Below are 24,891 nucleotides of genomic sequence, written 5' to 3' on the forward strand. Positions count from 1 at the left end.
CTAGCATTTCACCTTCTATAAACAAAAAGGCGCTACGGCGCTTTTTTTGTTGCCAACACACTCCTACACCCCGCTCGCCACTCTCTTCATCTTGCTTTCATACTCAACTTGTAGGCTTTGCGCTCCATTCTCATATTTTACAATCTTGTAAACTATTTGCGCGAGCTCACAAAACTCGCCATACTGGGTACAGCCAAAAGAACAATAAATAACAGGGAATTGCCAATGGATACAGCGATTAAGACGCCAATTGAAATGCTGGCGCACTGGGCTAATACTCAGGGGGACCAAGTCTATTTACGCCAACCGATCAAGGGTCAATTCCTTGATTTTACTTGGGCTGAAGTTCAAGAAAAAGTTCAACAACTTGCCGGAGCCTTACATCACTTAGGCTTAGAGCGTGGTGATAAAATTGCCGTTCTCTCTAAAAACTGTGCCGAATGGTTTATCACCGACCTCGCGTTGATGCACGGCGGTTATGTCAGCGTACCTATTTATCCTACCGCCAACACAGATACTATTCGCTATGTGCTGCAACACAGTGGCGCAAAAGCCATTTTTCTCGGCAAGCTTGACCATTGGGCTGACCAAGAAGCCGGTGTCGGCGGCGAGCTACTACGCCTTGCCATGCCCTATGATACGATGCCAGCACAATATCAATGGGAACAGTTGCTTAAGCTAGGCTATCCCTTAATTAACGCCCCACTGCCTACTCCAGATCAAGTGATGACACTCATCTATACCTCTGGTTCGACTGGCCAACCTAAGGGCGCGATTCAAACCTTCGCCAGCTATGGCTGGACTTGCCAAGCGGTAGTGCGTGACCTGCGCACCGATGGCGACGATAGACTTTTATCCTATTTACCCTTAGCCCATATCACAGAGCGCGTTGCGATTGAAGGCTCATCCTTCTACTCAGGTAGTGTGGTGGCTTTCGTTGAAAGTCTCGACTCCTTCGTTGTCGATGTTCAACGAGCAAAACCAACGGTATTCTTCTCGGTACCACGGTTATGGAGCCTGTTTCAGAAAAACATCATCGACAAAATTGGGGTCAGTAAACTTAATCTATTGCTGAAAATCCCACTGCTTAGCAGCTTTGTGAAATACAAAATCCATAAGGGTTTAGGCTTGAACCATTGTCGTCTACTCGGCTCTGGCTCGGCGCCAATTCCACCATCACTGATCCACTGGTATCACAGTATTGGTCTTAATATCTGCGAAGCTTGGGGTATGACAGAAAACTGTGCCTATTCGATCATCAACTATCCTTTTGATGCGCGTAAAATTGGTACTGTTGGCCGCCCAGTTGAGGATTGCCAGATCCGCCAAGGCGAGGATGGTGAGCTACTGCTCAAGAGTCCGGGATTAATGACTGCTTATTATCTTCAGCCTGAAGCTACTGCAGCGGCCTTCGATGCTGATGGTTTCTTCCACACAGGCGATCTGTGCTCAATTGATGCCGATGGTTGTGTCACTATTACTGGCCGAGTGAAAGACAACTTTAAAACCGCCAAGGGCAAATATGTAGCGCCCGTGCCTATCGAACGTAAATTGGCGCAGGATCCCCATGTTGAACTGATCTGCGTGATTGGCTCTGGTCTGCCACATCCCGTCGCACTAGTACAGTTATCCGAAGGGGCAAATCTACAAGCCCGCGAAGAAGTCCGCACCTCACTCAAAGCGACACTCGATAGCGTTAATCCGCACTTAGAGTCACACGAACATGTCGATGCGATTGTCGTGGTCAGTGATCCTTGGACGATTGAAAATGATGCGCTCACACCTACCCTCAAAATCAAACGCCATGTGCTTGAAAAAGCCTTTAGCGAACGAGTTGACGGCATTCGTGGCGCCCAAGTCCGCTGGGAAGATGAATTAACTCAAAAATAACTAGGCCAAACAATCAGTTGGCGAGCATGGTCATCAGCTAAAACTAAGCACGCCTAGGGTGTGCTTTTTTATGACATATTCTGTCAAAATCCGATAAAACCACGTATCATGTGCGCCAGTCGGCCAAGGGGCAATTCCCTTGTACTTTTCCATTCAATATTAGGTTTAACAGAGTCTAACGATGCTAATTACACTATCGATTATTGGCGGTTTTATTATTTTAACCTTAGGCGCTGAAGCCCTAGTGCGTGGCGCGAGTTCAATCGCTCTACGTTTAGGTATTACGCCACTTATCATAGGCTTAACTATTGTAGCCTTTGGTACTAGCGCACCAGAACTGGCTGTGAGTGTAAAATCTGCTCTAGCAGGAAACAGCGGTATCGCCTTAGGTAACGTTATTGGCTCTAACATTGCTAACATAGGTTTGATTTTAGCCATCACGGCACTTATCCGCCCTATTCAAGTGCAATCTCAAGTCGTAAAGCGTGATATCCCTTTGATGATATTGGCTTCCATGTTGTTCTGGGCACTCTTGTTAGATGGCGAGCTCAGCCTAATTGACGGTGTGATATTGCTGTCACTACTGTTCGGTTATTTAGCCTTTAGTTACATCAGCTCGAAAAATGGTAATGAAGAGGAAGAGATTGAAGCAGGTCCAAATAATCCGCTACTTTCAGCCCTATTTATCTTAGTCGGTATTGGTATGTTAGTCGGTGGCGGTATTTTGTTTGTCAACGGCGCAGTAGATTTAGCCAAGACCTTCGGTATCAGTGAAGTCATTATCGGCTTAACGATCGTGGCGATTGGTACCAGTATGCCAGAGTTAGTAACTTCTGTTCTCGCAGCACTGAAAGGTCAGAGTGACATAGCCATAGGTAACGTTGTCGGTTCTAACATATTCAATATTTTGGGTATTTTAGGTATTACTGCAATAGTACAGCCGGTATCATCACTTGGCTTCCAACCCTTTGATTTCATAGTGATGTTGGCATTTGCCATCATGATTTTACCTTTCGCTTGGACAGGATTTCGTATTGGCCGCCGCGAAGGTTCAGTATTACTACTGTGCTACTTAGGTTACTTGGGCTACCTAATAAACCAAGCGAGCACTCAAGCTGTGGTATAACACTTAGCAGCTCATTTACGATAAAAAACACCGGAGCCTCTCCGGTGTTTTGCTCTCTAGGTATTGTTCCCTTTATTAATCAAGCACTTTCTTTAAAGCACACCTCATAAAAAATATAAGCACATAACTCAACTGATGACATTTGTCATGCCAAAGCCATGACCTTTGTATCTGCATTTCTTCTATCGAATTTCTGATAATGAGCCCGTACCCAAACATTGGGAAACTCACTCAATAAGGAAATACCATGAAAACATTACTCCTCGCCTCCAGCTTTGTGCTTATCAGTACTCACTCGTTTGCAGCAACGCCATCAAACACTAACATCACCAACGTAGACGCGGCCTCGAATGCGATGAATCTAACGCAATTACAACAACTGAGCGGTAGCACTCAAGATTATGATAAAGCCTATGCGAACTATCGATTAGCCATCAGTGCCAATGTAATGGGGCAGAAAACACTCGCTAGCAGCGCACTGACTACAGCGCAAACCACATTAGAAGCACTCGAAACCAGCCAAGCGAATGCAGAATTCCTTGCCCTGTTATCGTCGGTTTATGGCATGCAAATCGCCTTAGATAATAGTAAAGGTGCAACGCTCGGCATGAAATCCGCCAAGGCGATTGCCAGTGCCGAACAATTAGAACCACAAAATCCACGGGTCGCATTGGTTAAAGCCATCGCCGCCTATAACACGCCAGCTATGTTTGGCGGCAGCATGCAAAATGCTAAGACCTTAGCCACTACGTCCATAGAAAGATTCGCCCAGCCTTGCGACAACATTTGCTGGGGTGAAGCCGAAGCATACACGTGGCGCGGGCTCGCTAAACAGGAATTAGGCGATAGCCAAGGCGCGATTGAAGATTGGCAACAAGCGATCAAAGTACAAGCAGATTATGGTTGGGCAAAATTTTTGCTTCAACAAAATCAGCAATTAAGTGCAAAATAGACAAAGTTGTTAACGGGGATCTATGGCGCTGACGATAGCGCCAATCCCTAAAAAGAATAAATTAAAACAGATGCCATCGGTGGGCATTCAACAACCAACTCAGTGACACAGAGGCATCATGATAAGCACTCCCCTTCAGCTCGAACGAAAACTTGCTTGGGTGTATTTGATAAACTTAGTGTTTTATCTTATCCCTCTAGCCATAAATCCCTACCCAAGCTGGAAAATCGCCCTCAGTTTTGCTGTGTTAATCCCTTTTATTGCCAGCTATTTTTGGACCTATAAGTGCAATAACCGTAGCGCCTATCGGCCCATTCTGATTATGGTGGCGATAGCAATAGCGATCACCCCAATCAACCCAGGTTCTATCTCACTATTCACCTTTGCCGCTTTTTTCATTGGCTTTTTTTACCCTCTACGGACCTGTCTATTGGCGCTTGCTGCCATCATCGGCCTACTATTTGCCCTCAATGAGATTTACCACTTTAACAGTTACTACTTTCCGCTTTACGGCTCGGGATTAGTGCTCGGCGTGGGCATGTTTGGTGTCGCCGAACGCAGACGTTATCGGCATAAATTGAAAGAACAGCAAAGTGCCCAAGAAATTACCACCTTGGCCACTATGCTTGAGCGTGAACGTATCGCGCGGGATCTACACGACATTATGGGGCATAGCCTTTCTTCCATCGCCCTTAAGGCTGAGCTAGCCGAAAAGCTTATCGCAAAACAAGAATATGAACTCGCATCAACCCAATTGATTGAGCTAGGACAAATTGCGAGGGAAAGTTTAAGCCAGATCCGCCACACAGTGTCAGACTACAAACACAAGGGCCTAGAGAGTTGCGTGACGCAGCTTTGTAAATCCTTAAGGGATAAAGGCTTAAGTGTCGAGCTCAGTGGTGAGCTACCCAAGCTAGGTGCAAGCACAGAAAGCCAACTGAGTTTGATCCTCACCGAACTTATTAATAATATTCTCCGCCATAGCGGTGCAAGTGAATGCTCTATCCACTTTTCTAAGCAATCAGACCGCCTGCTGCTCGAAGTCAAAGACAATGCCGCGGCCAAACCTTTTATAGAGGGTAATGGCCTCACAGGTATACGCGAGCGTCTCGACAGTTTAGGTGGCAGCTTGAGCTATAATCTCGAACAGGGATATACCTTTACCGTCAGTTTACCTTTGCAGGGAGCAACACATTAATGAAGATTTTATTGGCGGAAGATCAAGCTATGGTGCGAGGAGCACTCGCCGCACTCCTCACGCTTGCAGGGGGTTTTAGTATCACCCAAGCGAGTGACGGCGACGAAGCTCTAAGCTTACTCAAACAGCAAAGCTTTGATCTCTTGCTAACGGATATCGAAATGCCCGGCCGCACAGGCTTAGAGTTGGCCACATGGTTAAAGGAGCAACATAGCCAAACCAAGATAGTGGTCATTACCACCTTCGGCCGTGCGGGCTATATTAAACGTGCCATCGAAGCGGGTGTGGGCGGCTTTCTGCTTAAAGATGCGCCCTCGGAAACCTTAGTCAACGCGATTCAACAAGTGATGGCAGGAAAACGAGTGATCGATCCTGAACTTGCCATGATGGCGATTGGCGATGTCGACCCACTCAACGACAAAGAACGCCGCGCTCTTCGCCTCGCTAGCGAAGGCAAATCCACCTCCGACATCGCCGAAACTCTTTTTATCGCCGAAGGGACTGTTCGCAACTACCTCTCAGAAGCCATAGCCAAACTCAATGCCAGTAATCGAATCGATGCAGCCCGCATTGCCAAGCAAAAAGGCTGGTTGTAATAACACTCACAGTTAACCACGCTTTCAGCCTAACGATATCTTATCAACAATTTTGTGGTCTTAAGGCCACAGAAGGATATTAGCTATGCTTCCAAACAAAATTTGATAACACCCTAATTCCCCTTGAGATTGCCTTACGCTTATTCTCTGTTAATATATGTATAAATTCACAGTGATTGAGTGCTAACGACTTGCAGCAATTGGATCTTGTTCCGATCACCGACCTCAAAGGCGTCGCCAAAAAGGTCGCGGAGAAACTCGCAAAGCTCGGCATCACAACAGTACAAGATCTGCTGTTTCACTTACCCCTGCGCTACGAAGATAGAACCCAAATCTATCCCATTGCCGCCCTCAGCCTAGGCGGTTATGGCACTATAGAAGCTGAAATCCAATCGACACAAATCATCCAAGGCCGCAAGCGCATGCTGGTCTGCAATGTGCGCGACGATACGGGCAGCTTAAGCCTGCGCTTCTTTAACTTTTCCGTTGCTCAGCGTAATGCCATGCAAAATGGTTTGATAATCCGCGCCTATGGTGAAGTGCGCCGTGGTAGTCATCAAGCTGAGATAGTGCATCCAGAATATAAAGTGGTGTATCCCGGTGAAGATGTTCACCTGAGCGATACCCTAACGCCGATTTATCCCACGACTGAGGGCTTAAAACAGGCGAGTTGGCTAAAGCTGACCGAGCAAGCCTTGGTATTGCTAGAAGAAGGTGGCTTAACTGAGCTGCTGCCACCACAATTGCAACCTAACAACATCAGCCTTAAACAAGCGCTACAGACGCTACATCGCCCTCCTGCGGGGATCTCTCAGTTCGATTTAGAGCTAGGTCAACACCCAGCCCAGCAACGACTCGTGCAGGAAGAATTACTCGCCCACAATCTCAGTATGTTACGCCTAAGGCAGCGCAGTAATTTAGATGCCGCTGTCACCATGCAGGCCACGGGGCAGTTGCTCAATCCCTTCCTCGCGGCTCTGCCCTTTAAGCCGACTGGCGCCCAGCAAAGAGTCGTGGCTGATATAAGCAAAGATTTAGAAAAGCCGCACCCTATGATGCGCTTAGTGCAAGGGGATGTTGGCTCAGGCAAAACCTTAGTCGCGGCGATGGCTGCGCTGCAAGCGATCGAAAACGGTTATCAAGTTGCCATGATGGCACCGACTGAGCTATTGGCCGAACAACATGCAACTAACTTTGCCGCTTGGTTTGAGCCACTCGGACTTAAAGTCGGTTGGCTGGCGGGCAAACTCAAAGGTAAGGCCAGAACCCAATCCCTTGCGGATATTGAATCCGGCGCAGCCCAAATGGTGATTGGCACCCATGCCATCTTCCAGCAGCATGTGGTCTTTAGCAAACTCGCGTTAATTATTATCGATGAGCAACACAGATTCGGCGTACACCAACGCTTAGGCCTGCGGGAAAAGGGCGTGAGCCAAGGTTTCCACCCGCATCAATTGATCATGACAGCCACACCCATTCCCCGCACGCTGGCGATGACGGCCTATGCAGATCTCGACACGTCCATTATCGATGAACTGCCGCCGGGGCGAACTCCAGTAACCACAGTGGCGATTGCTGATTCACGCCGCAACGAAGTGCTTGAACGGGTGCGTAACGCCGTCATCACAGATAAACGTCAGGCCTATTGGGTGTGTACTCTGATTGAAGAATCCGAAGTGCTCGAATGCCAAGCCGCCGAAGACACAGCCGAAGAACTGCGCCTCGCCCTGCCCGAGCTCAATATTGGCCTAGTGCATGGCAGGTTGAAGAGCGCCGAGAAACAGCAAATCATGGCCGACTTTAAGGCAGGCATTATTCATCTACTGGTAGCGACAACCGTGATTGAAGTGGGCGTCGACGTGCCGAATGCCAGCCTGATGATCATTGAAAACCCTGAACGTTTAGGTCTAGCACAGCTGCATCAACTGCGCGGACGAGTCGGTCGAGGCGCCATCGCAAGCCATTGTGTGTTACTCTACAAGGCGCCGTTGAGCCATACCGCCACCCAAAGACTGAGTGTACTCAGACAAAGCAATGATGGTTTCATCATAGCGCAGAAAGATTTAGAAATTCGTGGCCCAGGTGAAGTGCTTGGCACTAAGCAGACGGGACTGGCTGAGCTCAAAATTGCCGATCTGGTGCGCGATCAAGCTTTGATCCCACACATTCAGAAATTAGCGAGCCATGTAATGGCGCAAGCTCCCGAAAAAGTCGATGCAATTATTTTACGTTGGCTCGGGCACAGACAGCACTATGTGCAGGCTTAGGCCGTAAATATTAAAGGGTAAAGAACGAGGCGTAACATCTGCCTTTACTCGAAATAAATTGTTTATGTTCAGCTAAGCGCTATAGACAAGCGCATGGAAACTTGCAAAATGAACCTGCGGCCTTCAAATAGCCCGCTCTTGCACTTTAATGTTAGCTGCATGTATTCACCAAGTTACCTTGACACTCAAGCGAAGGATGTAAAATGCAAGTTAATCAAGATGATAGAATAACACCTCAAGAGACGTCTTCTAGCAGCAATCGCTTTGCGCTTTTTGCGATAGTGCTCGTCGTGCTACTTTCTGCCGGAGGATATTATTACTACAGCGGTGATTCTGACTCACCTAAACTCATTCCTAACGCCCCTATTGTATTGCCTGAAACACCGCCATCTGAACCTATGACGCTCGAAAGTGCGCCAGAGCCTGAAACCACAGAGACGACGCCTGCCGTTACAGAAACGAACACCAATAGCACTGAAACCACTGCAGTGGCAGAGCCTGAAGTTGTCGTAGAACCTGTGCCAGTGCTGGCTGAAAGTGATGCATTTGTGCAACAAAAAGCCCTCGCCATGATCAATAACAATGTGCTGAGTTCTTCGTTAGTGCAGCAAGATCTCGTCCGCCAATTTGTGGTATTCGTGGATAACCTAGCTCAGGGTGAATTAACCCGTAAAGTTAGCCCACTTAAAGGACCAGAGAAGCTGTTCTCAGTCTCAGAAATCACCAACAAAGTGTATTTAAATCCTGAGGGGTTCCACAGATACGACGCCTATGTTGACTCGATTGCCAAAATGGACGAACAGAGCTTAATCACAACTTACAAGCAACTGACGCCGCTCCTAGAGGAAGCTTTTACCGAACTCGGCTACAGCAACGCCAAATTTAAAGACAGAATGCTGCAAGCAATTAAAATGTTACTCGCAGCACCTATTATTGAAGATCCGATTGAGCTGAATTCAATTAGCGTTAACTATCAATTCGTTGACCCTAACTTAGAGGCACTACCCAGTGCACAAAAACTGTTGATCCGTATGGGTCCAGAAAATACTCGCAAGTTGAAAGTAGCGCTGCGTAAAATCGAGAGTCAATTGTCGCAATAGGTTATCAAGCTCATGCCAAAAGGCGCTCAGTGCGCCTTTTTTCATTTTAACCTGTAAGTTAAAGTGTCTGCGAAATCAGATAGCCACTGCGATATTTGTTACTCAATGTCGAATAAGTGCTGTAAATCACAGCACTTGATCCCATTCCGTTAACCCGCACAATGCAAATGGCTTCATAAAAAGAAGGGGCATAGTGTAGAATGACCACGCTGTAGAGGGCATTTCGAGCGTCATTCTTCTAACGCGTATACTCCTCACTATGGTATGACAATCCATTAATGTTCTAACTTAGTTAGGGATAACTAAGACAGCTTAAATTTAGTGTCGAGGCAAAGTAGTGCAACTAACATTCAGCATTCTCTCTTGGGGCGCTTGGGCCCCCCAATATCAGCACCATCAAAGTTGGCAAACTTGGTGCGAGAGTTCGGCTGAGCTCAATCTCGATACGCCACCACAGTCGGATACCACCGCTCCCGCACTCAAACAAATTCCCGCCATGCAGCGCCGCCGTTTTAGTCGCTTGACTAAGATGATGTTAGAGGTGAGTTTTCAGTGCGAAATGCCTGCAAATTGTCGCTCTATTTTTGCCTCGCGCCATGGAGAGTTGCAGCGCACCATTGGCCTGCTCGAAGACATTATCGCCAAACAGCCCTTATCGCCCTTAGGTTTTAGTCAGTCGGTGCACAACACCGCCAGCGGTATTTTTGGCATATTGGCGGCCAATACCGCGCCTTCAACCTCAGTTGCGGCGGGCACAGAAACCCTGTCCCAAGCTATGGTCGAAGCCTTCGCCCAATTACATCAATCGCCAGAACCATTGTTATTGGTCTTCGGTGATGATCCAGTGCCTCCTGTGTACGATGAGTTTACCCAAGAATTTGAATTACCTTTGGCCCTAGGCCTACAACTCGCCCCCTTCGATACACCCGCTTCGGCCAAGCTCACGGTGAGCCACATTTCTAAGGCAACAGCTTTAAATCCGCTGACCTATGGTGCATTTATCCACGCCCTAGCAACGGCGCAAAATATTTCAGGCTGCTTATCCCAATGGCATTGGAGACTTGAGCATGTTTGATGCAGCCCACAGCCATGACGCCGCTAAGGATCATCAAGATTCAATGCTCAATGCCGCTTATACCTTGCCGGAAACTCGCCGCAAAGGGCTGAATTATGTGCCACGTTGGCTAGGTGGCGTGAGTTGTTATATCGCCTTTGGCTTAGGCGGCTTATTAAGCTCCTTGACCATTCTGCCGCTACTGCGTTTTTGGCCAGGCACACCAGAGGCGCGGATTATTCGGGTACAAAAGGCCGTGCATTTAATGTTCAAAGGCTTTGTCGCCATGCTCACTTGGGCTGGTGTGATTAAGGTCAGCAGCCACGATGCCCAAAAATTACATGATGCCAAAGGCGTTATCGTCATTGCCAACCACCCCAGTTTAGTGGATGTGGTGGTATTGATAAGTCTCATGCCCAATGCGGGCTGCATAGTCAAACAAGCTTTGTGGCGTAATCCATTTTTGCGTGGTGTGGTGTCCTGCGCGGGTTATATTCCCAATCGCGGCGCCGAACTCATGCTAGAGGATTGCCGCGAAGTGCTCGCAAGAGGCACCAATTTAATTATCTTCCCCGAGGGCACGCGTACGGTGGTCGGTGCGACCATTAACCACTTTGCCCGCGGCGCTGCCAATATCGCCTTAAGGGCCGAAGCGGATATTTTACCTGTGGTGCTACGTACCAATGTGCGTGGTTTGACAAAGGAGCAACCTTGGTATGAAATCCCAAGGCAAACCATGGGAATGGCCGTTGAAATCGGCACAATCGTTTCTTACCAGAAGTACCAAGCGGCTTTAGGTGAGCATGCAAAAATGGCCCGGCAGCTGACGCGGGATCTTGAACATTACTATAAACAACAACTCGAAAATAATTATGAACTTAAACAATGAAATAAAGCAGTTAATCATCGACTGTCTCGATCTAGAAGACGTCAGCATTGATGATATTGAAACCGATGCGCCGCTATTTGGCGAAGGTTTAGGCTTAGATTCTATCGACGCCCTCGAGCTCGGCTTAGCCATCAAGAAAAAATTTGATGTCAAAATCGAAGCCAATTCGGATGCCACTAAGGCCCATTTCCACAGTGTTGCCAGCTTAGCTCGCTTTATCGAATCACAGCGTCCATAGGAGAGGAATATGCAAAATCGTGAACAAATCCTCGCTATGCTGACCACTATTTTAGTGGACGAATTCGAAATTGATGCCGAGGCGATTACGCCTGAGGCCAACCTGTATGAAGAGCTCGATCTCGACAGTATTGATGCAGTCGACTTAGTGATAAAGCTGCAGCAACTGACAGGTAAAAAGATCCAACCCGATGAATTTAAATCAGTTCGCACAATCAATGATGTGATTAATGCTATCGAAGGTTTAGTTAAAACCTAATGCGAGCCTTGCTACAGGTCTTAACCGCCCTAACTTTGCTGGCCTACCCCGTTGCCGTGTATTTAGGGCTCAGTTACTTGCCTGCTGGCACCATAGCGCTCGTGCTGTGTTTATTGCTGATAGTGCGGCTAATGCTACAAAAGCAAAAGGTTAAGACATTAGTTTTACCACTATTGGTGGGGATTGTGCTCACGGCAGGCAGTTATCTTGCCAAGCGCAGTGACTGGCTGCTGTATTACCCAGTAGTGATAAATCTCACTATGCTGGCGCTGTTCAGTTATTCACTGCACACTGGCCCTAGCATGATCGAACGTTTAGCCCGTTTGAAAGAACCCGATTTACCGGAAGAAGCCACTGGGTATCTTAAAAAAGTCACTCTACTTTGGTGCGGCTTATTTATCTTCAATGGCACTATGGCGGCTTACACCGCTGGCTTTACTAGCTTAGCAACCTGGACCTTGTATAACGGTTTGATTGCATACGTACTCATGGGACTGCTCCTCGGTGGGGAATGGTTATATCGCAGCTTTTGGTTGAAGAAAACATGACACAGCTACTCAAAAACTGGTTAACCCAAGGGCCCTTTGCCCAACAACTGATCAGCTTTAATCACCACGACATAGTCACAGGTGCATTATTTACCAATCAGGTGGCGTATTTTTATGAGCAACTGCTGGCCGCGCCAGAGAAAAAATGGCTGCTCGCGAGTGATACCAGCGATCTGTTTGCTGTGGGTTTATGTGCGGCGCTGTTAGCAGGCAAGGAAATTATCTTACCAGCCAACACCCAAACAGGCACGCTGAGCGAGTTAACCCACCAGTTTGAAGGCATATTGTCGGACAAGCCATTGTGTGAAAGTCAGGCCTTTATTCTACTGAGAAAAGAGCTGAGCCTGCCGAGCAAGCCTTGGCCGACGAGCGAGGCTATCGGTGAACTTGTGCTATTTACCTCCGGCAGCAGTGGCGAACCTAAGGCGATCCGTAAAACACTTCAGCAATTAGACGTTGAAGTCTCAGTGCTCGAACATACCTTTGCCGAACATTTACCCCATTGTAGTGTGGTTTCAACGGTTTCCCACCAGCATATCTATGGCCTGTTATTCAAGATTTTGTGGCCACTCGCCGCCAGTCGGCCGTTTTTAAGTGAGCAGATTGAATACCCAGAAACCTTAAGCTATTACACTGCCTTACTGCCAAACTTGTGTTTGATCAGTAGCCCTGCCCAGTTATCGCGTTTACCTAAGGCCTTAGAGCACGAGCGGCAACTGCGCTCACCCAGCTTAGTGTTTAGCTCTGGCGGGCCCTTAAGTTTTGCGGCGGCTCAGGGGATCAGCCAATGCTATGGCCATTTGCCCATCGAGATTTTTGGTAGCACAGAAACGGGCGGCATCGCCTATCGCCGTCAGCATGAGGCCGATGAACCTTGGCAAGTGTTTGACAGAATATCGATAGATCAAGATCCTAGCGACGGAGCCTTGCTGCTTAAATCACCTTATTTAGCCGACGATGAATGGTTGCGCTGCGAAGATAAAATCGAACCAACCGAAAATGGCCAGTTTAGACTCAAGGGCCGACTCGATCGCATCGTTAAGATTGAAGAGAAACGCCTGTCACTGGCGCAAATGGAAACGCTGCTCTGCAGCCACACCTACGTTGAGCAAGCCGCACTTGTGGTATTGCCGCAGTTTAAATCCCAACTGGGCGCTGTGATAACTCTCTCCGCACTTGGCCGCAGTGTGCATCAAGAGCAAGGAAAACTCAGTATCAACAATGCGTTAAAAGCACATTTACTGACGCAATTTGAGCGAGTCACGCTACCACGCCGCTGGCGTTATCCCGATATTTTGCCACTGAACACTCAGGGTAAGCGTGTCACTGCCCAGTTAGTCGAGTTATTTGATCATGATTAAATCGAGTTTACCGCCGATCCTGCATTCTAATATCGGCATGGATAATATTGAATTACGTCTGTTAGTGGCGGCCGACCTTGAATCTTTTAAGGGACATTTTCCCGAGCAAGCCGTGCTACCGGGCGTGACGCAATTAGATTGGGCGGTGCGTTTAGGCTGCCAATATTTCGGCTATTGCGAAGCCGTAGCCAACTTAGAAGTGCTTAAGTTTCAGCAACTCATACTGCCGGGGCAAGAAGTCACCTTAAGCATTAGCAATAATGCCGCTAAGGGAAAACTCACCTTCGCCTATAGCGATGGTGAAAACCGCTACGCGTCAGGTCGTATCGCCTTCGATATCTCGCCAGTTAACAGCAGCGATGGGGCGAGCCAGTGCTAACACCTCCCAGCGACTTAGTTGAGTCGGCACCCATCAAGCTCGCCTTAGTGATCCCCAATTACAATCACAGTGCCGCAATTGCCCAGACCTTGGCCGAACTCGCCCAATTTAATCTGCCCTGTTATTTGATTGATGATGGCAGCAATGACGAAACCCGTTATCTACTGCAATCCTTAGCCCAAACCTATCCTTGGGTGACTTTGCTGCTGCATCCTTACAATCGTGGTAAAGGCGCTGCTGTGATGACGGGCCTACGCCGAGCCTACAGCGATGGCTTTAGTCATGCACTGCAGGTCGATGCCGATGGTCAACACAATCTGGCCGATATTCCAGCTATGGTAGCAAGGGCGCAGGCTAAACCCGATGCGCTGATTTCAGGCAAACCCGAGTACGATGAATCCGTGCCTAAGGGCAGGCTTTATGGCCGTTATATCACCCATTTTTGGGTGTGGGTCGAAACCTTAAGCTTTGATATTCAAGATTCTATGTGTGGCTTTCGCGTTTATCCCTTAGCCGCCACGGAGCGATTACTACGCCAGCAATCCTTAACGGAGCGAATGGATTTTGATATCGAAATCCTAGTCAAACTCTACTGGCAAGGGGTGGAAATTTTATTCCAGCCGACTAAGGTGATTTATCCCGAAGGTGGTGTTAGTCACTTTCAAGGTGTGGCCGACAATGTGCGCATCACTAAACTGCATACCAAGTTATTTTTCGGCATGCTCAAACGCCTGCCTTGGCTATTGAAGCGTAAATCACAGCAACAAGCCGCGCAAAACTCCCATTGCTCGTCAGCAACACAATCGACTTCAGCAACATCATCAACTTCAGCCACCCATTGGTCGGGCATGAAGGAGCGCGGCAGTTACTGGGGCATCAAACTGTTAGCCGAGAGCTATCGTATTGGCGGCCATTGGTTGTGCCGCGCCATTATGTACCCGGTGATTTGCTATTTCTTTCTCACGGGCAAAGTCACCCGCGAAGCCTCGTTAGATTTCCTGCGCCGCGTGCAAACGCTTGAGCCGCAACATCCTAAGCTCAACCAGCCCGTAGGCTGGCGCGATAGCCTGAATCACTTTTTAGCCTTTGGAAATGCCGCACTCGATAGAATCGATGCGTGGTGCGATCGCATCCAATTTAGCCAAGTGGATTTTCCAGACCGCCAAGTGCTGGCCGACCAACTCGAAAGCGGTAAAGGCGCCGTGTTATTGGTGTCTCACCTCGGTAATTTAGAACTCTGCCGCGCCATTTCAATCCACCAGCGCAAAGTCAAAGTAAACGTCATGGTGTTAACGAGCCATGCGGAAAATTTCAATAAGGTACTCAAACAGTTAAATCCAGATAGCACGCTTAATCTTATTCAAGTGACCGAGCTTAACCCCGCGACGTCTATGCTGTTGCAGCAAAAGATAGAAGCCGGTGAACTGGTGGTGATCGCGGGCGATAGAACCTCGCCGAATACCCAAGGCCGCGTCATGTATGCGCCGTTTATGGGGCAAGATGCAGCGTTTCCTCAAGGGCCGTTTATTTTGGCAGGTTTACTCGATTGCCCTGTATTTTTAATGTTTTGCCTGCGGGAACAGGGCCGTTATCGGGTGCATTTAGAGCACTTCGCCGAAACACTTAAAGGCCCAAGGGCGGGCAGAATGGACAGATTACAGCAGGCAGTAAATCGCTACAGCGAACGTTTAGAATACCTTGCCAGACGCGAGCCTTTGCAATGGTTTAACTTCTTCGATTTTTGGCGTAAAGACAGCGAGTTAGAACGCGCATCAGCCAATTCAGTACAAGCCGATGCTGTAACAACAGAATCAGCATCATCGCAGGTCCCAGAGCAGGATCATAAGACAGACAGGACTAGTCATTCATGAGCCACACCCAAGCCGCCGACTCAAAGAATCAATCAGACTTAAAGACTGTTGAGTTCGGCCGTCAATTTCTAACCTTAGAACAAGTGGTTGCCGTCGCCAAGGGCGCACCAGTCAAGCTCTGTGATGATGCGGATTATCAAGAATATATCCAAAAAGGTGCGCGCTTTATCGATAGCCTGCTGCACGAAGAAGGCGTGGTTTATGGCGTCACCACAGGTTATGGCGACTCTTGCACAGTCAATGTGAGCTTAGATCTGGTCCACGAATTGCCACTGCATTTAACCCGCTTCCACGGCTGCGGTTTAGGCAAGACCTTAAGCATAATGCAGGCCCGCGCTGTGATGGCTTGCCGTTTAAACTCCTTAGCCATTGGCAAATCTGGCGTGACCTATGAGCTATTAAAGCGCATCGAAACTTTGCTCAATCTCAACATAGTCCCTGTAATCCCAGAGGAAGGTTCGGTCGGTGCCAGTGGTGATTTAACGCCGCTGTCGTATTTAGCCGCCGTGTTAGTCGGTGAGCGCGAAGTGATTTACCAAGGTGAGCGCCAAGCGACTCAAGCTGTTTACGCTAAGCTCAACATTATCCCGCATGTCCTGCGTCCAAAAGAAGGCTTAGCCCTGATGAACGGCACGGCTGTGATGACGGCCTTGGCCTGTTTAGCCTTCGATCGCGCCCAATATCTTGCCCGCTTAAGTAGCCGCATTACCGCTATGGCTTCGTTAACGCTAAAAGGCAACTCGAACCATTTTGATGAAATCTTATTTGCCGCTAAACCGCATCCGGGGCAAAACCAAATCGCCACTTGGATACGGGAAGATTTAAATCACCACGAACATCCACGTAATTCTGACAGGCTGCAGGACAGATATTCCATCCGCTGCGCGCCGCACATTATCGGCGTGTTGCAGGATGCGCTGCCGTTTATGCGTCAGTTTATCGAAACCGAAGTCAACAGCGCCAACGACAACCCGATTGTCGACGGCGAAGGCGAGCATATTCTCCACGGTGGCCATTTTTACGGCGGCCATATCGCCTTTGCGATGGATTCACTGAAAAATACTGTGGCCAACTTAGCCGATCTTATCGATCGCCAAATGGCACTGGTAATGGACCCTAAGTTTAATAATGGCTTACCCGCTAACTTATCCGGCTCAACCGGCCCGCGCCGCGCGATTAATCATGGCTTTAAAGCGGTGCAAATTGGCGTATCGGCGTGGACAGCAGAAGCACTCAAGCACACTATGCCGGCCAGCGTATTCTCACGCTCGACCGAATGCCACAACCAAGACAAGGTGAGCATGGGCACTATTGCTGCCCGCGACTGTATGCGCGTGCTGCAATTGACCGAACAAGTCGCGGCGGCAGCCCTGCTCGCCATGACTCAAGGTATTGGTCTGCGTATCGTCCAAAATGAGCTGGACGAAGCCTCGCTCACCCCTTCATTGGCGAAAACACTCGCCCAAGTACGCGCCGATTTTGAGACCTTAATCGAAGACCGACCGCTTGAAGCCGTGCTGCGCCAAACCATAGCTAAAATCCAAGCAGGCGAATGGGAAGTGTGCCGATGAAATCATTGCTCACTATCGATATGGAAATGCAAATCCCCTTCCACGATGTGGATTCCATGGGGATCACTTGGCATGGTAATTACCTGCGTTATTTCGAGATTGCTCGCTGCAAACTGCTCGATGAGCTGGGCTATAACTACCGCCAAATGCAAGCATCTAACTATGCGTGGCCAATTATCGATTTGCAGATTAAATACGTCAAAGCCAGCACCTTCGAGCAAAAAATCACAGTCCGCGCCGAGTTAGTCGAGTGGGAAAACCGCTTAAAAATCAATTATCAAATCCGCGACGTTGAAACGGGTGCGCGCATCACTAAGGGTTATACCATTCAGGCAGCAGTCGACATGAGCACCCAAGAATTGTGCTTTGTTACCCCAGAGGTGTTCCGTAACAAAATAGCCATCCTGCTCGCTAAGGTTGAAGACTAATGAACTCAGTACTCGCGAAGAGCTCTGCTCTGACGAAGAATCCTGTGCTGGCGAAGTGTGCATTACTCCTCTGCCTTGCTTGCGGCTTGGCTTGTGCTTTGATAACCCTGCCACTCAAAGCAGAAACCTTAGCTGAGCCCGGTGTTTATCAAGCGCTCTTTAGCCAAAATGCGGATACCGCGCAGCTTGTCGCCCTGAGCCAAAAGCTTAACTTGGGCGAAACGGTGCGAGGCCAGTTTGTGCAATCTCGGCAGTTAAAGGTGCTCAAAAAGCCGTTAATCAGCCAAGGTCAGTTTATCTTCGATCAGACCCAAGGGCTGATATGGCAGCAGATAAAGCCCTTCGAATCCCTGCTGATTTTAAAAGATAAGCAGCTTATTCAGCGCAATAGTCAAGGTCGAGTCCAAGTCAGCAAGGCCGATGCCTCGGCGAGCGCTGCCGCTATGGGCGATTTATTGCCCAGCCTAGTGCGCGCTATGCTCGGCGGTGATATTTCCGGTTTAAGCGAAAACTTCGAGCTGCACTTTCTCATTACAGACAGGTTAAAAATAGAAAGCTTGAGCACAGACGGCCAATGGCAATTAGGCCTAACGCCCAAAGATCCCTTAATGAAAAAAGCCATCACCAATATGGTGTTAGAGGGGAGCGATGTGTTGCAATCCTTAGTGCTGCTGAGCGCAGCGCCGAGTGTGAGCCCACAGGATATGACCCGCATCGACTTTAGTGCGCTTTCCCAAGGCAAACTCAGCGAAACCGAATTGGCGCAGTATGCTGTGGCGATAGAGGCGAATAAACCTTAACCATGGCCGCCAACTTCACCGCGCGCGCCAATCAAGCGCTAATACAATCATCCCCTAAATGGCGCCTCGCCATTTGGTTGCTATTGATGCTCTCTGCCAGTCTGTGGACTTTGCAACTCTGGCAAAACGGCGCAAGGGTGCAGAGCGATATTCTTGCTATGCTGCCGCATTTACAGCAGGACAAACTCACAGAGCGCGCCCTTAACCAAGTTGAAGCGACGCTCGCCGATCAAGTCTATATTGCGCTCGTCGCCAAGGATGAAACCACGGCAATATCTGCGGCTAAGCTGTTGATGCAAAAGCTTGAAACTGACCTTGTTGCTACTGGAAAAAATGCTGCACTCACAGATATTCGCAGCGCCGATATGCAGCTCGGTGAAGCGTTGGGGCAATACTATTTCCCCCACAGATTTAAATTGCTGACAGCGCCACAAGCTGAGGCGTTAGCAACGAAAGACATTGGAAATCTGATTGAAGCGGCCACAGCGCAGCTTTACAACGCCTTTAGCTACGCCAATAGCAACTTGCTTGCCCAAGATCCGCTGCTGTTATTCCCCGCCAATTTACTCGCCCTCGCGCCGAGTTCCAAAGTCAGAGCCAGCCAAGGCATTCTGCTAGCGAATCAAGGCGATAATGTCGCTGCGGTTGTTATGGCAAAGGGGCGAGAAAGCGCTTTTAATCCCAATGCGCAATTGGCGCAGATGACGGCATTAACCCTAGGATTGGATGCGGTTAAACAAAGCTATCCCGATATTACACTGCTTAAGGCTGGTGCCCTGTTTCACGCGATTGCGGCGACCCAAACGGCTAAGAGTGAAATCTCGATCCTTGGTCTTGCATCCTTACTTGGGGTAATAGCTTTAGTCTGGCTGGCGTTTCGTTCTGTAATGCCGCTACTGCTGGCAATCGTCACCATTTCCAGCGGGCTGTTGCTGGCCGTGACTTTTACCTTAAGCGTATTTGGCGAGCTGCATTTACTCACCTTAGTGTTTGGTACTAGCTTGATTGGCATTGCCATCGACTACAGCTTTCATTTTTACTGCGAGCGCTTAAGCGATACCGAACGGAGCGCTCAGGCGACGGTCGCGTATATCTTCCCCACAGTGACACTTGCCTTTATCACCAGTGCCTTAGCTTATGTGGGCATAGGTTTAGCGCCGTTTCCTGGGATGCAGCAAGTGGCGATTTTCTGCGCCGCGGGACTACTCGGGGCCTATCTCACCCTCATTCTCGCCTACCCACAGTTAGCGGGAAGTCGTTTGCCATCGGGCTCCCGCCCATTAGCGTTAGCGGGGAAGTACCTTGCCAACCTCACTCAGTTATCCAACCGATTGACCACACCTTTAGGCATGGGCATGTTTGCTTTAGTGATAGTGGTGTGGTGTCTGGTTGGCGTAACCAAGTTAACCGTCGATGACGATATTCGCCATTTGCAGCAAAGCCCCGCGAGCGTGACTGAACCTGAAAATAAGCTCAGGCAGCTACTCAGCGGCGGCACAGATAATCAATTCTTACTGGTACGCGCCGCGAGTGAAGAAGCACTACTACAACAGCTTGAGCGAGTGTCGCCACTGCTGGATGCCGCTATCGCCAATCAAGAGTTAGGCAACTACGTCAGCCTCAGCCGTTATCTGCCCAGCCATCAAAGGCAAGACACGGCTTATCGCTTACAGGGTGAAATCTATCAAACTCAGATAGATACTGTGCTCACAAACCTTGGGTTGGATGAGAACTTAAAGCCAGAGCTGCAAGCAAGCTACTTAGCGGCTAAAGACCAATATATCGCCCCAGCGGATTTCTTTAAGCTAGAGGCAGGCAAGCAACTCGCACCGCTGTGGCTAGCACCAAATGGCAACGCCACCGACTATGAAGCGCTAAATGATGGCGGCGCGAGCGCTGAGCATGGTGCCATTGTCTTGCTTGGCGGCATTCAGCAGATCGACGCGCTCAAGGCGCGCTTTGCCAATGTTCAAAGCGTACAACTTATCGATAAAGTCGCGGATATCTCCGCGGTCATGGGCCATTACCGACTGTTAACCCTAAAGCTGTTAGCGCTCGCACTCGGTATCGCACTCTTGTTGTTTAGCCTGAATTTTGGCATTAAAAAAGCCGCGGTTGTGGTTGCAGTGCCAGCCCTTGCTGCCTTGCTAACGCTTGCAACCTTAGGCTTAACAGGCTCGCCACTGAGTCTGTTCCATGCACTCGCGCTCATTTTAGTTTTCGGGATTGGGATAGACTACAGCTTGTTCTTTGCCTCTGCTCAAAACCACGGCAAGGCAGTGATGATGGCGGTATTTATGTCCGCCTGCTCGACCCTATTAGCCTTTGGTTTACTCGCCTTTAGCCAGACCCAAGCGATTCATTATTTTGGTTTAACCCTGTCGCTAGGTATAGGTTTAACCTTTTTACTTTCGCCACTGATTTTAACGACTAAAAAGTCCTGATAACGACAAGGAACGTACTTTACATGCCTACACCCGCTCACGATTTATCGGCTATGCCAAATTCACTTGCCGTCGATGTGGCTATTATCGGCGCAGGACCTTCAGGCGCCATCGCCGCCAGCTTGCTACACCAACAAGGTAAGCGCGTGCTGGTGTTAGAAAAACAACATTTCCCCCGTTTTTCCATCGGTGAAAGTTTACTGCCCTGCTGCATGCAATTCATCGAAGAAGCCGGCATGTTAGACGCACTCAATGCCGCCGGATTCCAGCATAAAAATGGCGCCGCCTTTCGTCGTAATGGCACTTACACTACCTTCGACTTTACCGATAAATTTACCCCTGGGCCTGGCACCACATTCCAAGTGCAGCGCGCCAGTTTTGATAAACTGTTAGCCGATACCGCCCAAAGCCAAGGGATCGAAATCCGCTACGGCGAAACCGTCGAGGCGATAGATTTAACCGAGAATCCATGCTTAATGGTGCGCAATGAACAGGGCGAGCTTTATCAAATCAGCGCCCAATATGTGCTTGATGCCAGTGGTTTTGGCCGTGTGTTACCCCGCTTGCTCGACTTAGAAAGTCCGTCTTGCCTACCACAGCGCAGCGCCATCTTTACCCATGTGGAAGACAACATCAGCGATCCTAACTTTGATCGAAATAAAATTTTAATCAGCGTCCACCCAGAGCATAAAGACATTTGGTATTGGCTCATTCCCTTTAGCAATGGCCGTTGTTCACTCGGCGTAGTGGCAGAACCGCAATTACTTGCGCGTTTACAAGGTTCGCTTGAGCAACAATTGATGAGCATAGTCAATGAAGAACCAGGACTAAAAGCCCTACTGGCAAACGCTAAGGTGGTGCAAGAATGCGCCACACTCAAGGGTTATTCAGCCAATGTGTCACGGCTTGCGACCGACAAGTTCGCCCTACTGGGTAATGCTGGCGAGTTCCTTGATCCGGTATTTTCCTCCGGCGTCACTATCGCCATGCAATCGGCATCGATGGCAGCAAAATGTGTGATTAAACAACTCAATGGCGAAACGGTTGACTGGCAAGCCGATTACTCAGCACCTTTAATGCAGGGGGTGAATACCTTCCGCACCTATGTGCAAGCTTGGTATGATGGCCGCTTTCAGGATGTGATCTTCTATGAAGAACCGAATCCACGCATCAAGCAAATGATTTGCTCGATTCTGGCGGGCTACGCTTGGGACCTCAATAATCCCTTCGTTAAAGACTCGGAGCGCCGCCTGAATATGGTGGTCGAATTGTGCCAAAACCAAGTTGCCATTCCTGAATTTGCAGAGGCGTAACCGCATGTCGCTTAACTTTGACGCGAAATGGCGAGTGTTCCCCGCGCTACTGATCATCAGTCTGGGGCTGACGGGATGTAGCGAACTGTTGTTCAGGCAAACCTGTGTCGGCCTCGCTAAAGACATGCGTTATTGCTTGGCGCCACTGCCCCATGATTTTGCCCCCGCAGCCGATAAGCCTCTGACTAAGCCGACGGCCAAATCCGCCGACATTAGCAGCCCGCAAACCGAGAGTAAAACGGGCGTATCCTCACCCCAGTCCTTTAGCCAAAAGGTCAGCATTAAAGTGGGTGATAAGTCCCACGAGTTACTCACTCAATTAGAGTTTGAGGATGAGCGTATGACGCTCGTTGGCTTAGCGCCACTCGGACAGGCTTTGTTTACCTTAGTTTATGATGGTAATACACTCAGCAGTGAACAAAGCGTGCTGCTAGGGGACAGTTTTAAAGCTGAGTATTTAATGGCGATGATGCAACTGATCTATTGGCCTGAGCAGAGTATTCGCGCCCATTTAGAAGGTGGTCATTTAGTCACAGGCCTTTGCGATACGGTAGGGGGAAATCAGGGCGATGCACTTGTAGGCACCCGAGTGAATACAATCCCTTGTCGCCAGATCTATAGTCAAGACACCTTGATCAGTAAAAGCGGCCAGCAAACCCATGTGGTGCAAATCCGTTATCAACAAAATATCGGCGATGCTCTTTGGCAAGCCCACATCAGCTTAACTATGCCACAAGCTAAATTTGAGCTAGAAATCGAACCTATTTAATCTGTTAGCATCCGCACTTAACTGTGCCATGGTAAAAAGACACACAATGATGAACAGAGTAGCTATTACACAGATTGGATTGTGTACCCCGCTAGGGCAAGATTCCCAGCAGGTTTTAGACCGCCTGATCGCCGGTGATACCAGTGCGATGCTGCGCAGTGACACTCTCCTGTTCGAGCACCCAACCTTAGTTGCCCCCGTGACGGCAGCACTACCAACCATTCCCGAAAAACTCATTCAGTTCGATTGCCGTAACAACCAATTACTGCTGTGCGCCGCACTGCAAATTGCGACCACAGTTGAACAAGCGAAACGGGATTTTGGTCATGCCCGTATTGGTGTTGTGCTAGGCACAAGCACGTCAGGGATTTCAAAAGGTGAAGCCGCGCTGAGCTACCGCAATCAACACGGATACTTTCCGGCGGATTACCACTATTTCCAGCAAGAGCTCGGCAGCACCAGCGACTTTTTACGCCAATATTTTGAGCTAGACGGCCCTTGCTACACGATTTCGACCGCCTGCTCATCCAGCGCAAAAGTCTTTGCCAGCGCTAAACGCCTATTACAGGCGAATCTCTGTGATGTTGTGATTGTCGGCGGTGTCGACAGTTTATGCCAACTCACAGTCAATGGTTTTCACGCCTTAGAGTCTGTCTCGAAAGGCCACTGCAATCCTTTTAGCATCAACCGTGATGGCATCAATATCGGCGAAGGCGCGGCGCTTTTCGTCCTGACGTTGGGCGAGTCAGAGGTCATGCTAGCGGGTATTGGCGAGTCGAGCGATGCCCACCATATGTCGGCGCCACACCCCGAAGGCGAAGGCGCCATCGCTGCCATGCACGCGGCGTTGCAAGATGCACACATTGCAGCAAAAGACATTGGTTACATAAACTTACACGGTACAGCCACGCCTAAAAATGATGCGATGGAAAGCCGCGCAGTGGTTGAAGTGTTTGGTGTAAACGTACCGCCCTGCAGCTCGACCAAGCCCTTAGTCGGCCATACCTTAGGTGCCGCTGGCGCCATTGAAGCCGCCTTCTGTTATTTATTACTTTCAGCACATAATCACCGCCAAGCCCTGCCACCCCATCAATGGGACGGACAAATCGATCCACAGGATCCGTCCATTGCCTTGGTCGAGCGCCATCAAGTTGCCGCTAAGGGCGCGCTTAATTATGTGATGAGCAATTCCTTCGCCTTTGGCGGCAGCAATGCCAGCCTGATTTTCTGCCGTAACGAGGCCTAGTACCATGCAGTTACTTAAGATCAATAAACCCTTTGCCGAACAGAATATTGCCGATTTTATTCCCCATAGGGCACCGATGATTTTGCTCGATAAAATCATTGGCTATCAGCGCGATAACCTAGAGACCGAAGTCACCATCACAACCCAGAGCCCCTATTTCGATGACAAACATCGAGCCGTACCCAATTATGTGGGTATCGAATATATGGCCCAAAGTATTGCCGCCCTTGCTGGGGTTGAGGCAAAGCTTCGCAATGATAAAATCCGCGTGGGCTTTCTATTGGGATCGCGCAAATTAACCTTGTATGCCAAGCAATATGAGCTCGGGCGCACCTATCGCACCCAAGTCAGCCGCCTCTATCAAGAGGGATCGGGATTAGCGGTATTCGATTGCCAAATTTATCTGCTGCCCGAAGCCGGCACTGAGCTAGAAAAGAGCTTAGTGGCCCAAGCCAATGTGAATGTGTTCCAACCTCAGGACACACAAGCCTACCTTGCAGGCAATCAAGACGCGGCAAATAGAAGCCTTGGGCACTAAAGCAATGATGTAGATAAAAAAGCCTTAAAGCGCCTTAACAAGCGACCTTTTTACC

23 protein-coding genes are annotated in these 24,891 nt (G+C 49.1%); all 23 read left to right on the plus strand.

What is annotated here, in order from left to right:
• Positions 1 to 225: 225 nt before the first annotated feature.
• The 23 genes from HUB64_RS16450 to HUB64_RS16560 all read left to right on the plus strand — a co-directional run bounded on the left by HUB64_RS16450 (position 226) and on the right by HUB64_RS16560 (position 24,836).
• Positions 226 to 1,890: an AMP-binding protein gene (locus HUB64_RS16450; protein WP_168826527.1), complete on the plus strand. Its 1,665-nt coding sequence runs from the start codon at positions 226 to 228 to the stop codon at positions 1,888 to 1,890.
• Positions 1,891 to 2,071: 181 nt separating this feature from the next.
• A complete protein-coding gene (locus HUB64_RS16455; protein ID WP_105251158.1) occupies positions 2,072 to 3,016 on the plus strand; it encodes a calcium/sodium antiporter in 945 nt (314 codons plus the stop codon).
• 247 nt (positions 3,017 to 3,263) lie between these two features.
• A complete protein-coding gene (locus HUB64_RS16460; protein WP_173497412.1) occupies positions 3,264 to 3,968 on the plus strand; it encodes a tetratricopeptide repeat protein in 705 nt (234 codons plus the stop codon).
• 118 nt (positions 3,969 to 4,086) lie between these two features.
• A complete protein-coding gene (locus HUB64_RS16465; RefSeq protein ID WP_173497413.1) occupies positions 4,087 to 5,166 on the plus strand; it encodes a sensor histidine kinase in 1,080 nt (359 codons plus the stop codon).
• The gene (locus HUB64_RS16470; protein ID WP_113941110.1) at positions 5,166 to 5,762 is read left to right on the plus strand and encodes a DNA-binding response regulator; all 597 of its coding nucleotides are present in this window, start codon (positions 5,166 to 5,168) and stop codon (positions 5,760 to 5,762) included. The genes HUB64_RS16465 and HUB64_RS16470 overlap by 1 nt, the downstream gene beginning before the upstream one ends.
• A gap of 191 nt (positions 5,763 to 5,953) precedes the next feature.
• Complete coding sequence (recG, locus tag HUB64_RS16475) at positions 5,954 to 8,029, plus strand: ATP-dependent DNA helicase RecG (RefSeq protein WP_173497414.1); 2,076 nt, start codon at positions 5,954 to 5,956, stop codon at positions 8,027 to 8,029.
• A gap of 203 nt (positions 8,030 to 8,232) precedes the next feature.
• On the plus strand, positions 8,233 to 9,129 hold the full coding sequence (locus HUB64_RS16480) for a DUF3014 domain-containing protein (RefSeq protein WP_173497415.1): 897 nt from the start codon (positions 8,233 to 8,235) through the stop codon (positions 9,127 to 9,129).
• Between the two features lie 337 nt (positions 9,130 to 9,466).
• Entirely contained in the window at positions 9,467 to 10,204 is a 738-nt protein-coding gene (locus HUB64_RS16485) for a beta-ketoacyl synthase chain length factor (protein WP_173497416.1), read from the plus strand.
• Positions 10,197 to 11,072, plus strand: coding sequence for a 1-acyl-sn-glycerol-3-phosphate acyltransferase (locus HUB64_RS16490; protein WP_011918527.1), 876 nt, complete (start codon positions 10,197 to 10,199; stop codon positions 11,070 to 11,072). Before HUB64_RS16485 ends, HUB64_RS16490 begins: the two co-directional genes overlap by 8 nt.
• Complete coding sequence (locus HUB64_RS16495) at positions 11,056 to 11,310, plus strand: phosphopantetheine-binding protein (protein ID WP_011787697.1); 255 nt, start codon at positions 11,056 to 11,058, stop codon at positions 11,308 to 11,310. The genes HUB64_RS16490 and HUB64_RS16495 overlap by 17 nt, the downstream gene beginning before the upstream one ends.
• Positions 11,311 to 11,319: 9 nt before the next feature.
• On the plus strand, positions 11,320 to 11,568 hold the full coding sequence (locus HUB64_RS16500) for an acyl carrier protein (RefSeq protein WP_011787696.1): 249 nt from the start codon (positions 11,320 to 11,322) through the stop codon (positions 11,566 to 11,568).
• Positions 11,568 to 12,116 carry a hypothetical protein gene (locus HUB64_RS16505; RefSeq protein ID WP_131523999.1) on the plus strand — a complete coding sequence of 183 codons (549 nt, stop codon included), beginning with the start codon at positions 11,568 to 11,570 and terminating at the stop codon, positions 12,114 to 12,116. The genes HUB64_RS16500 and HUB64_RS16505 overlap by 1 nt, the downstream gene beginning before the upstream one ends.
• Entirely contained in the window at positions 12,113 to 13,477 is a 1,365-nt protein-coding gene (locus HUB64_RS16510; protein WP_173497417.1) for an AMP-binding protein, read from the plus strand. The genes HUB64_RS16505 and HUB64_RS16510 overlap by 4 nt, the downstream gene beginning before the upstream one ends.
• Entirely contained in the window at positions 13,470 to 13,856 is a 387-nt protein-coding gene (locus tag HUB64_RS16515; protein WP_173242763.1) for a thioester dehydrase, read from the plus strand. The genes HUB64_RS16510 and HUB64_RS16515 overlap by 8 nt, the downstream gene beginning before the upstream one ends.
• Complete coding sequence (locus HUB64_RS16520) at positions 13,850 to 15,727, plus strand: glycosyltransferase family 2 protein (RefSeq protein ID WP_173497418.1); 1,878 nt, start codon at positions 13,850 to 13,852, stop codon at positions 15,725 to 15,727. The genes HUB64_RS16515 and HUB64_RS16520 overlap by 7 nt, the downstream gene beginning before the upstream one ends.
• On the plus strand, positions 15,724 to 17,298 hold the full coding sequence (gene hutH / locus HUB64_RS16525; protein ID WP_173497419.1) for a histidine ammonia-lyase: 1,575 nt from the start codon (positions 15,724 to 15,726) through the stop codon (positions 17,296 to 17,298). The genes HUB64_RS16520 and hutH overlap by 4 nt, the downstream gene beginning before the upstream one ends.
• Positions 17,295 to 17,726, plus strand: a complete 432-nt coding sequence (locus HUB64_RS16530) for a thioesterase family protein (protein WP_173497420.1) — start codon at positions 17,295 to 17,297, stop codon at positions 17,724 to 17,726. Before hutH ends, HUB64_RS16530 begins: the two co-directional genes overlap by 4 nt.
• Complete coding sequence (locus tag HUB64_RS16535) at positions 17,726 to 18,526, plus strand: outer membrane lipoprotein carrier protein LolA (RefSeq protein WP_173497421.1); 801 nt, start codon at positions 17,726 to 17,728, stop codon at positions 18,524 to 18,526. The genes HUB64_RS16530 and HUB64_RS16535 overlap by 1 nt, the downstream gene beginning before the upstream one ends.
• Positions 18,527 to 18,528: 2 nt before the next feature.
• Positions 18,529 to 20,970 (plus strand): MMPL family transporter, encoded by a 2,442-nt coding sequence (locus tag HUB64_RS16540; protein ID WP_173497422.1) that lies wholly within the window; start codon positions 18,529 to 18,531, stop codon positions 20,968 to 20,970.
• A gap of 23 nt (positions 20,971 to 20,993) precedes the next feature.
• Positions 20,994 to 22,283: an NAD(P)/FAD-dependent oxidoreductase gene (locus HUB64_RS16545; protein ID WP_173497423.1), complete on the plus strand. Its 1,290-nt coding sequence runs from the start codon at positions 20,994 to 20,996 to the stop codon at positions 22,281 to 22,283.
• Between the two features lie 4 nt (positions 22,284 to 22,287).
• Positions 22,288 to 23,052 carry a DUF3261 domain-containing protein gene (locus HUB64_RS16550; protein ID WP_173497424.1) on the plus strand — a complete coding sequence of 255 codons (765 nt, stop codon included), beginning with the start codon at positions 22,288 to 22,290 and terminating at the stop codon, positions 23,050 to 23,052.
• Between the two features lie 46 nt (positions 23,053 to 23,098).
• Entirely contained in the window at positions 23,099 to 24,298 is a 1,200-nt protein-coding gene (locus HUB64_RS16555; protein WP_173497425.1) for a beta-ketoacyl-[acyl-carrier-protein] synthase family protein, read from the plus strand.
• Between the two features lie 4 nt (positions 24,299 to 24,302).
• Positions 24,303 to 24,836 (plus strand): hotdog family protein, encoded by a 534-nt coding sequence (locus HUB64_RS16560; RefSeq protein ID WP_131524010.1) that lies wholly within the window; start codon positions 24,303 to 24,305, stop codon positions 24,834 to 24,836.
• The last annotated feature ends 55 nt before the right edge of the window (positions 24,837 to 24,891 follow it).

The sequence above is a fragment of the Shewanella sp. ISTPL2 genome, from assembly GCF_013283205.1.
In the GTDB taxonomy this organism is placed as follows: Bacteria; Pseudomonadota; Gammaproteobacteria; order Enterobacterales; family Shewanellaceae; genus Shewanella; species Shewanella oncorhynchi.

Coding starts and splice junctions, on each gene's coding strand:
- HUB64_RS16450 (WP_168826527.1), top strand. CDS start 226: ATGGATACAGCGATTAAGACGCCAATTGAAATGCTGGCGCACTGGGCT.
- HUB64_RS16455 (WP_105251158.1), top strand. CDS start 2,072: ATGCTAATTACACTATCGATTATTGGCGGTTTTATTATTTTAACCTTA.
- HUB64_RS16460 (WP_173497412.1), top strand. CDS start 3,264: ATGAAAACATTACTCCTCGCCTCCAGCTTTGTGCTTATCAGTACTCAC.
- HUB64_RS16465 (WP_173497413.1), top strand. CDS start 4,087: ATGATAAGCACTCCCCTTCAGCTCGAACGAAAACTTGCTTGGGTGTAT.
- HUB64_RS16470 (WP_113941110.1), top strand. CDS start 5,166: ATGAAGATTTTATTGGCGGAAGATCAAGCTATGGTGCGAGGAGCACTC.
- HUB64_RS16480 (WP_173497415.1), top strand. CDS start 8,233: ATGCAAGTTAATCAAGATGATAGAATAACACCTCAAGAGACGTCTTCT.
- HUB64_RS16490 (WP_011918527.1), top strand. CDS start 10,197: ATGTTTGATGCAGCCCACAGCCATGACGCCGCTAAGGATCATCAAGAT.
- HUB64_RS16495 (WP_011787697.1), top strand. CDS start 11,056: ATGAACTTAAACAATGAAATAAAGCAGTTAATCATCGACTGTCTCGAT.
- HUB64_RS16500 (WP_011787696.1), top strand. CDS start 11,320: ATGCAAAATCGTGAACAAATCCTCGCTATGCTGACCACTATTTTAGTG.
- HUB64_RS16505 (WP_131523999.1), top strand. CDS start 11,568: ATGCGAGCCTTGCTACAGGTCTTAACCGCCCTAACTTTGCTGGCCTAC.
- HUB64_RS16510 (WP_173497417.1), top strand. CDS start 12,113: ATGACACAGCTACTCAAAAACTGGTTAACCCAAGGGCCCTTTGCCCAA.
- HUB64_RS16515 (WP_173242763.1), top strand. CDS start 13,470: ATGATTAAATCGAGTTTACCGCCGATCCTGCATTCTAATATCGGCATG.
- hutH (WP_173497419.1), top strand. CDS start 15,724: ATGAGCCACACCCAAGCCGCCGACTCAAAGAATCAATCAGACTTAAAG.
- HUB64_RS16530 (WP_173497420.1), top strand. CDS start 17,295: ATGAAATCATTGCTCACTATCGATATGGAAATGCAAATCCCCTTCCAC.
- HUB64_RS16535 (WP_173497421.1), top strand. CDS start 17,726: ATGAACTCAGTACTCGCGAAGAGCTCTGCTCTGACGAAGAATCCTGTG.
- HUB64_RS16540 (WP_173497422.1), top strand. CDS start 18,529: ATGGCCGCCAACTTCACCGCGCGCGCCAATCAAGCGCTAATACAATCA.
- HUB64_RS16545 (WP_173497423.1), top strand. CDS start 20,994: ATGCCTACACCCGCTCACGATTTATCGGCTATGCCAAATTCACTTGCC.
- HUB64_RS16550 (WP_173497424.1), top strand. CDS start 22,288: ATGTCGCTTAACTTTGACGCGAAATGGCGAGTGTTCCCCGCGCTACTG.
- HUB64_RS16555 (WP_173497425.1), top strand. CDS start 23,099: ATGATGAACAGAGTAGCTATTACACAGATTGGATTGTGTACCCCGCTA.
- HUB64_RS16560 (WP_131524010.1), top strand. CDS start 24,303: ATGCAGTTACTTAAGATCAATAAACCCTTTGCCGAACAGAATATTGCC.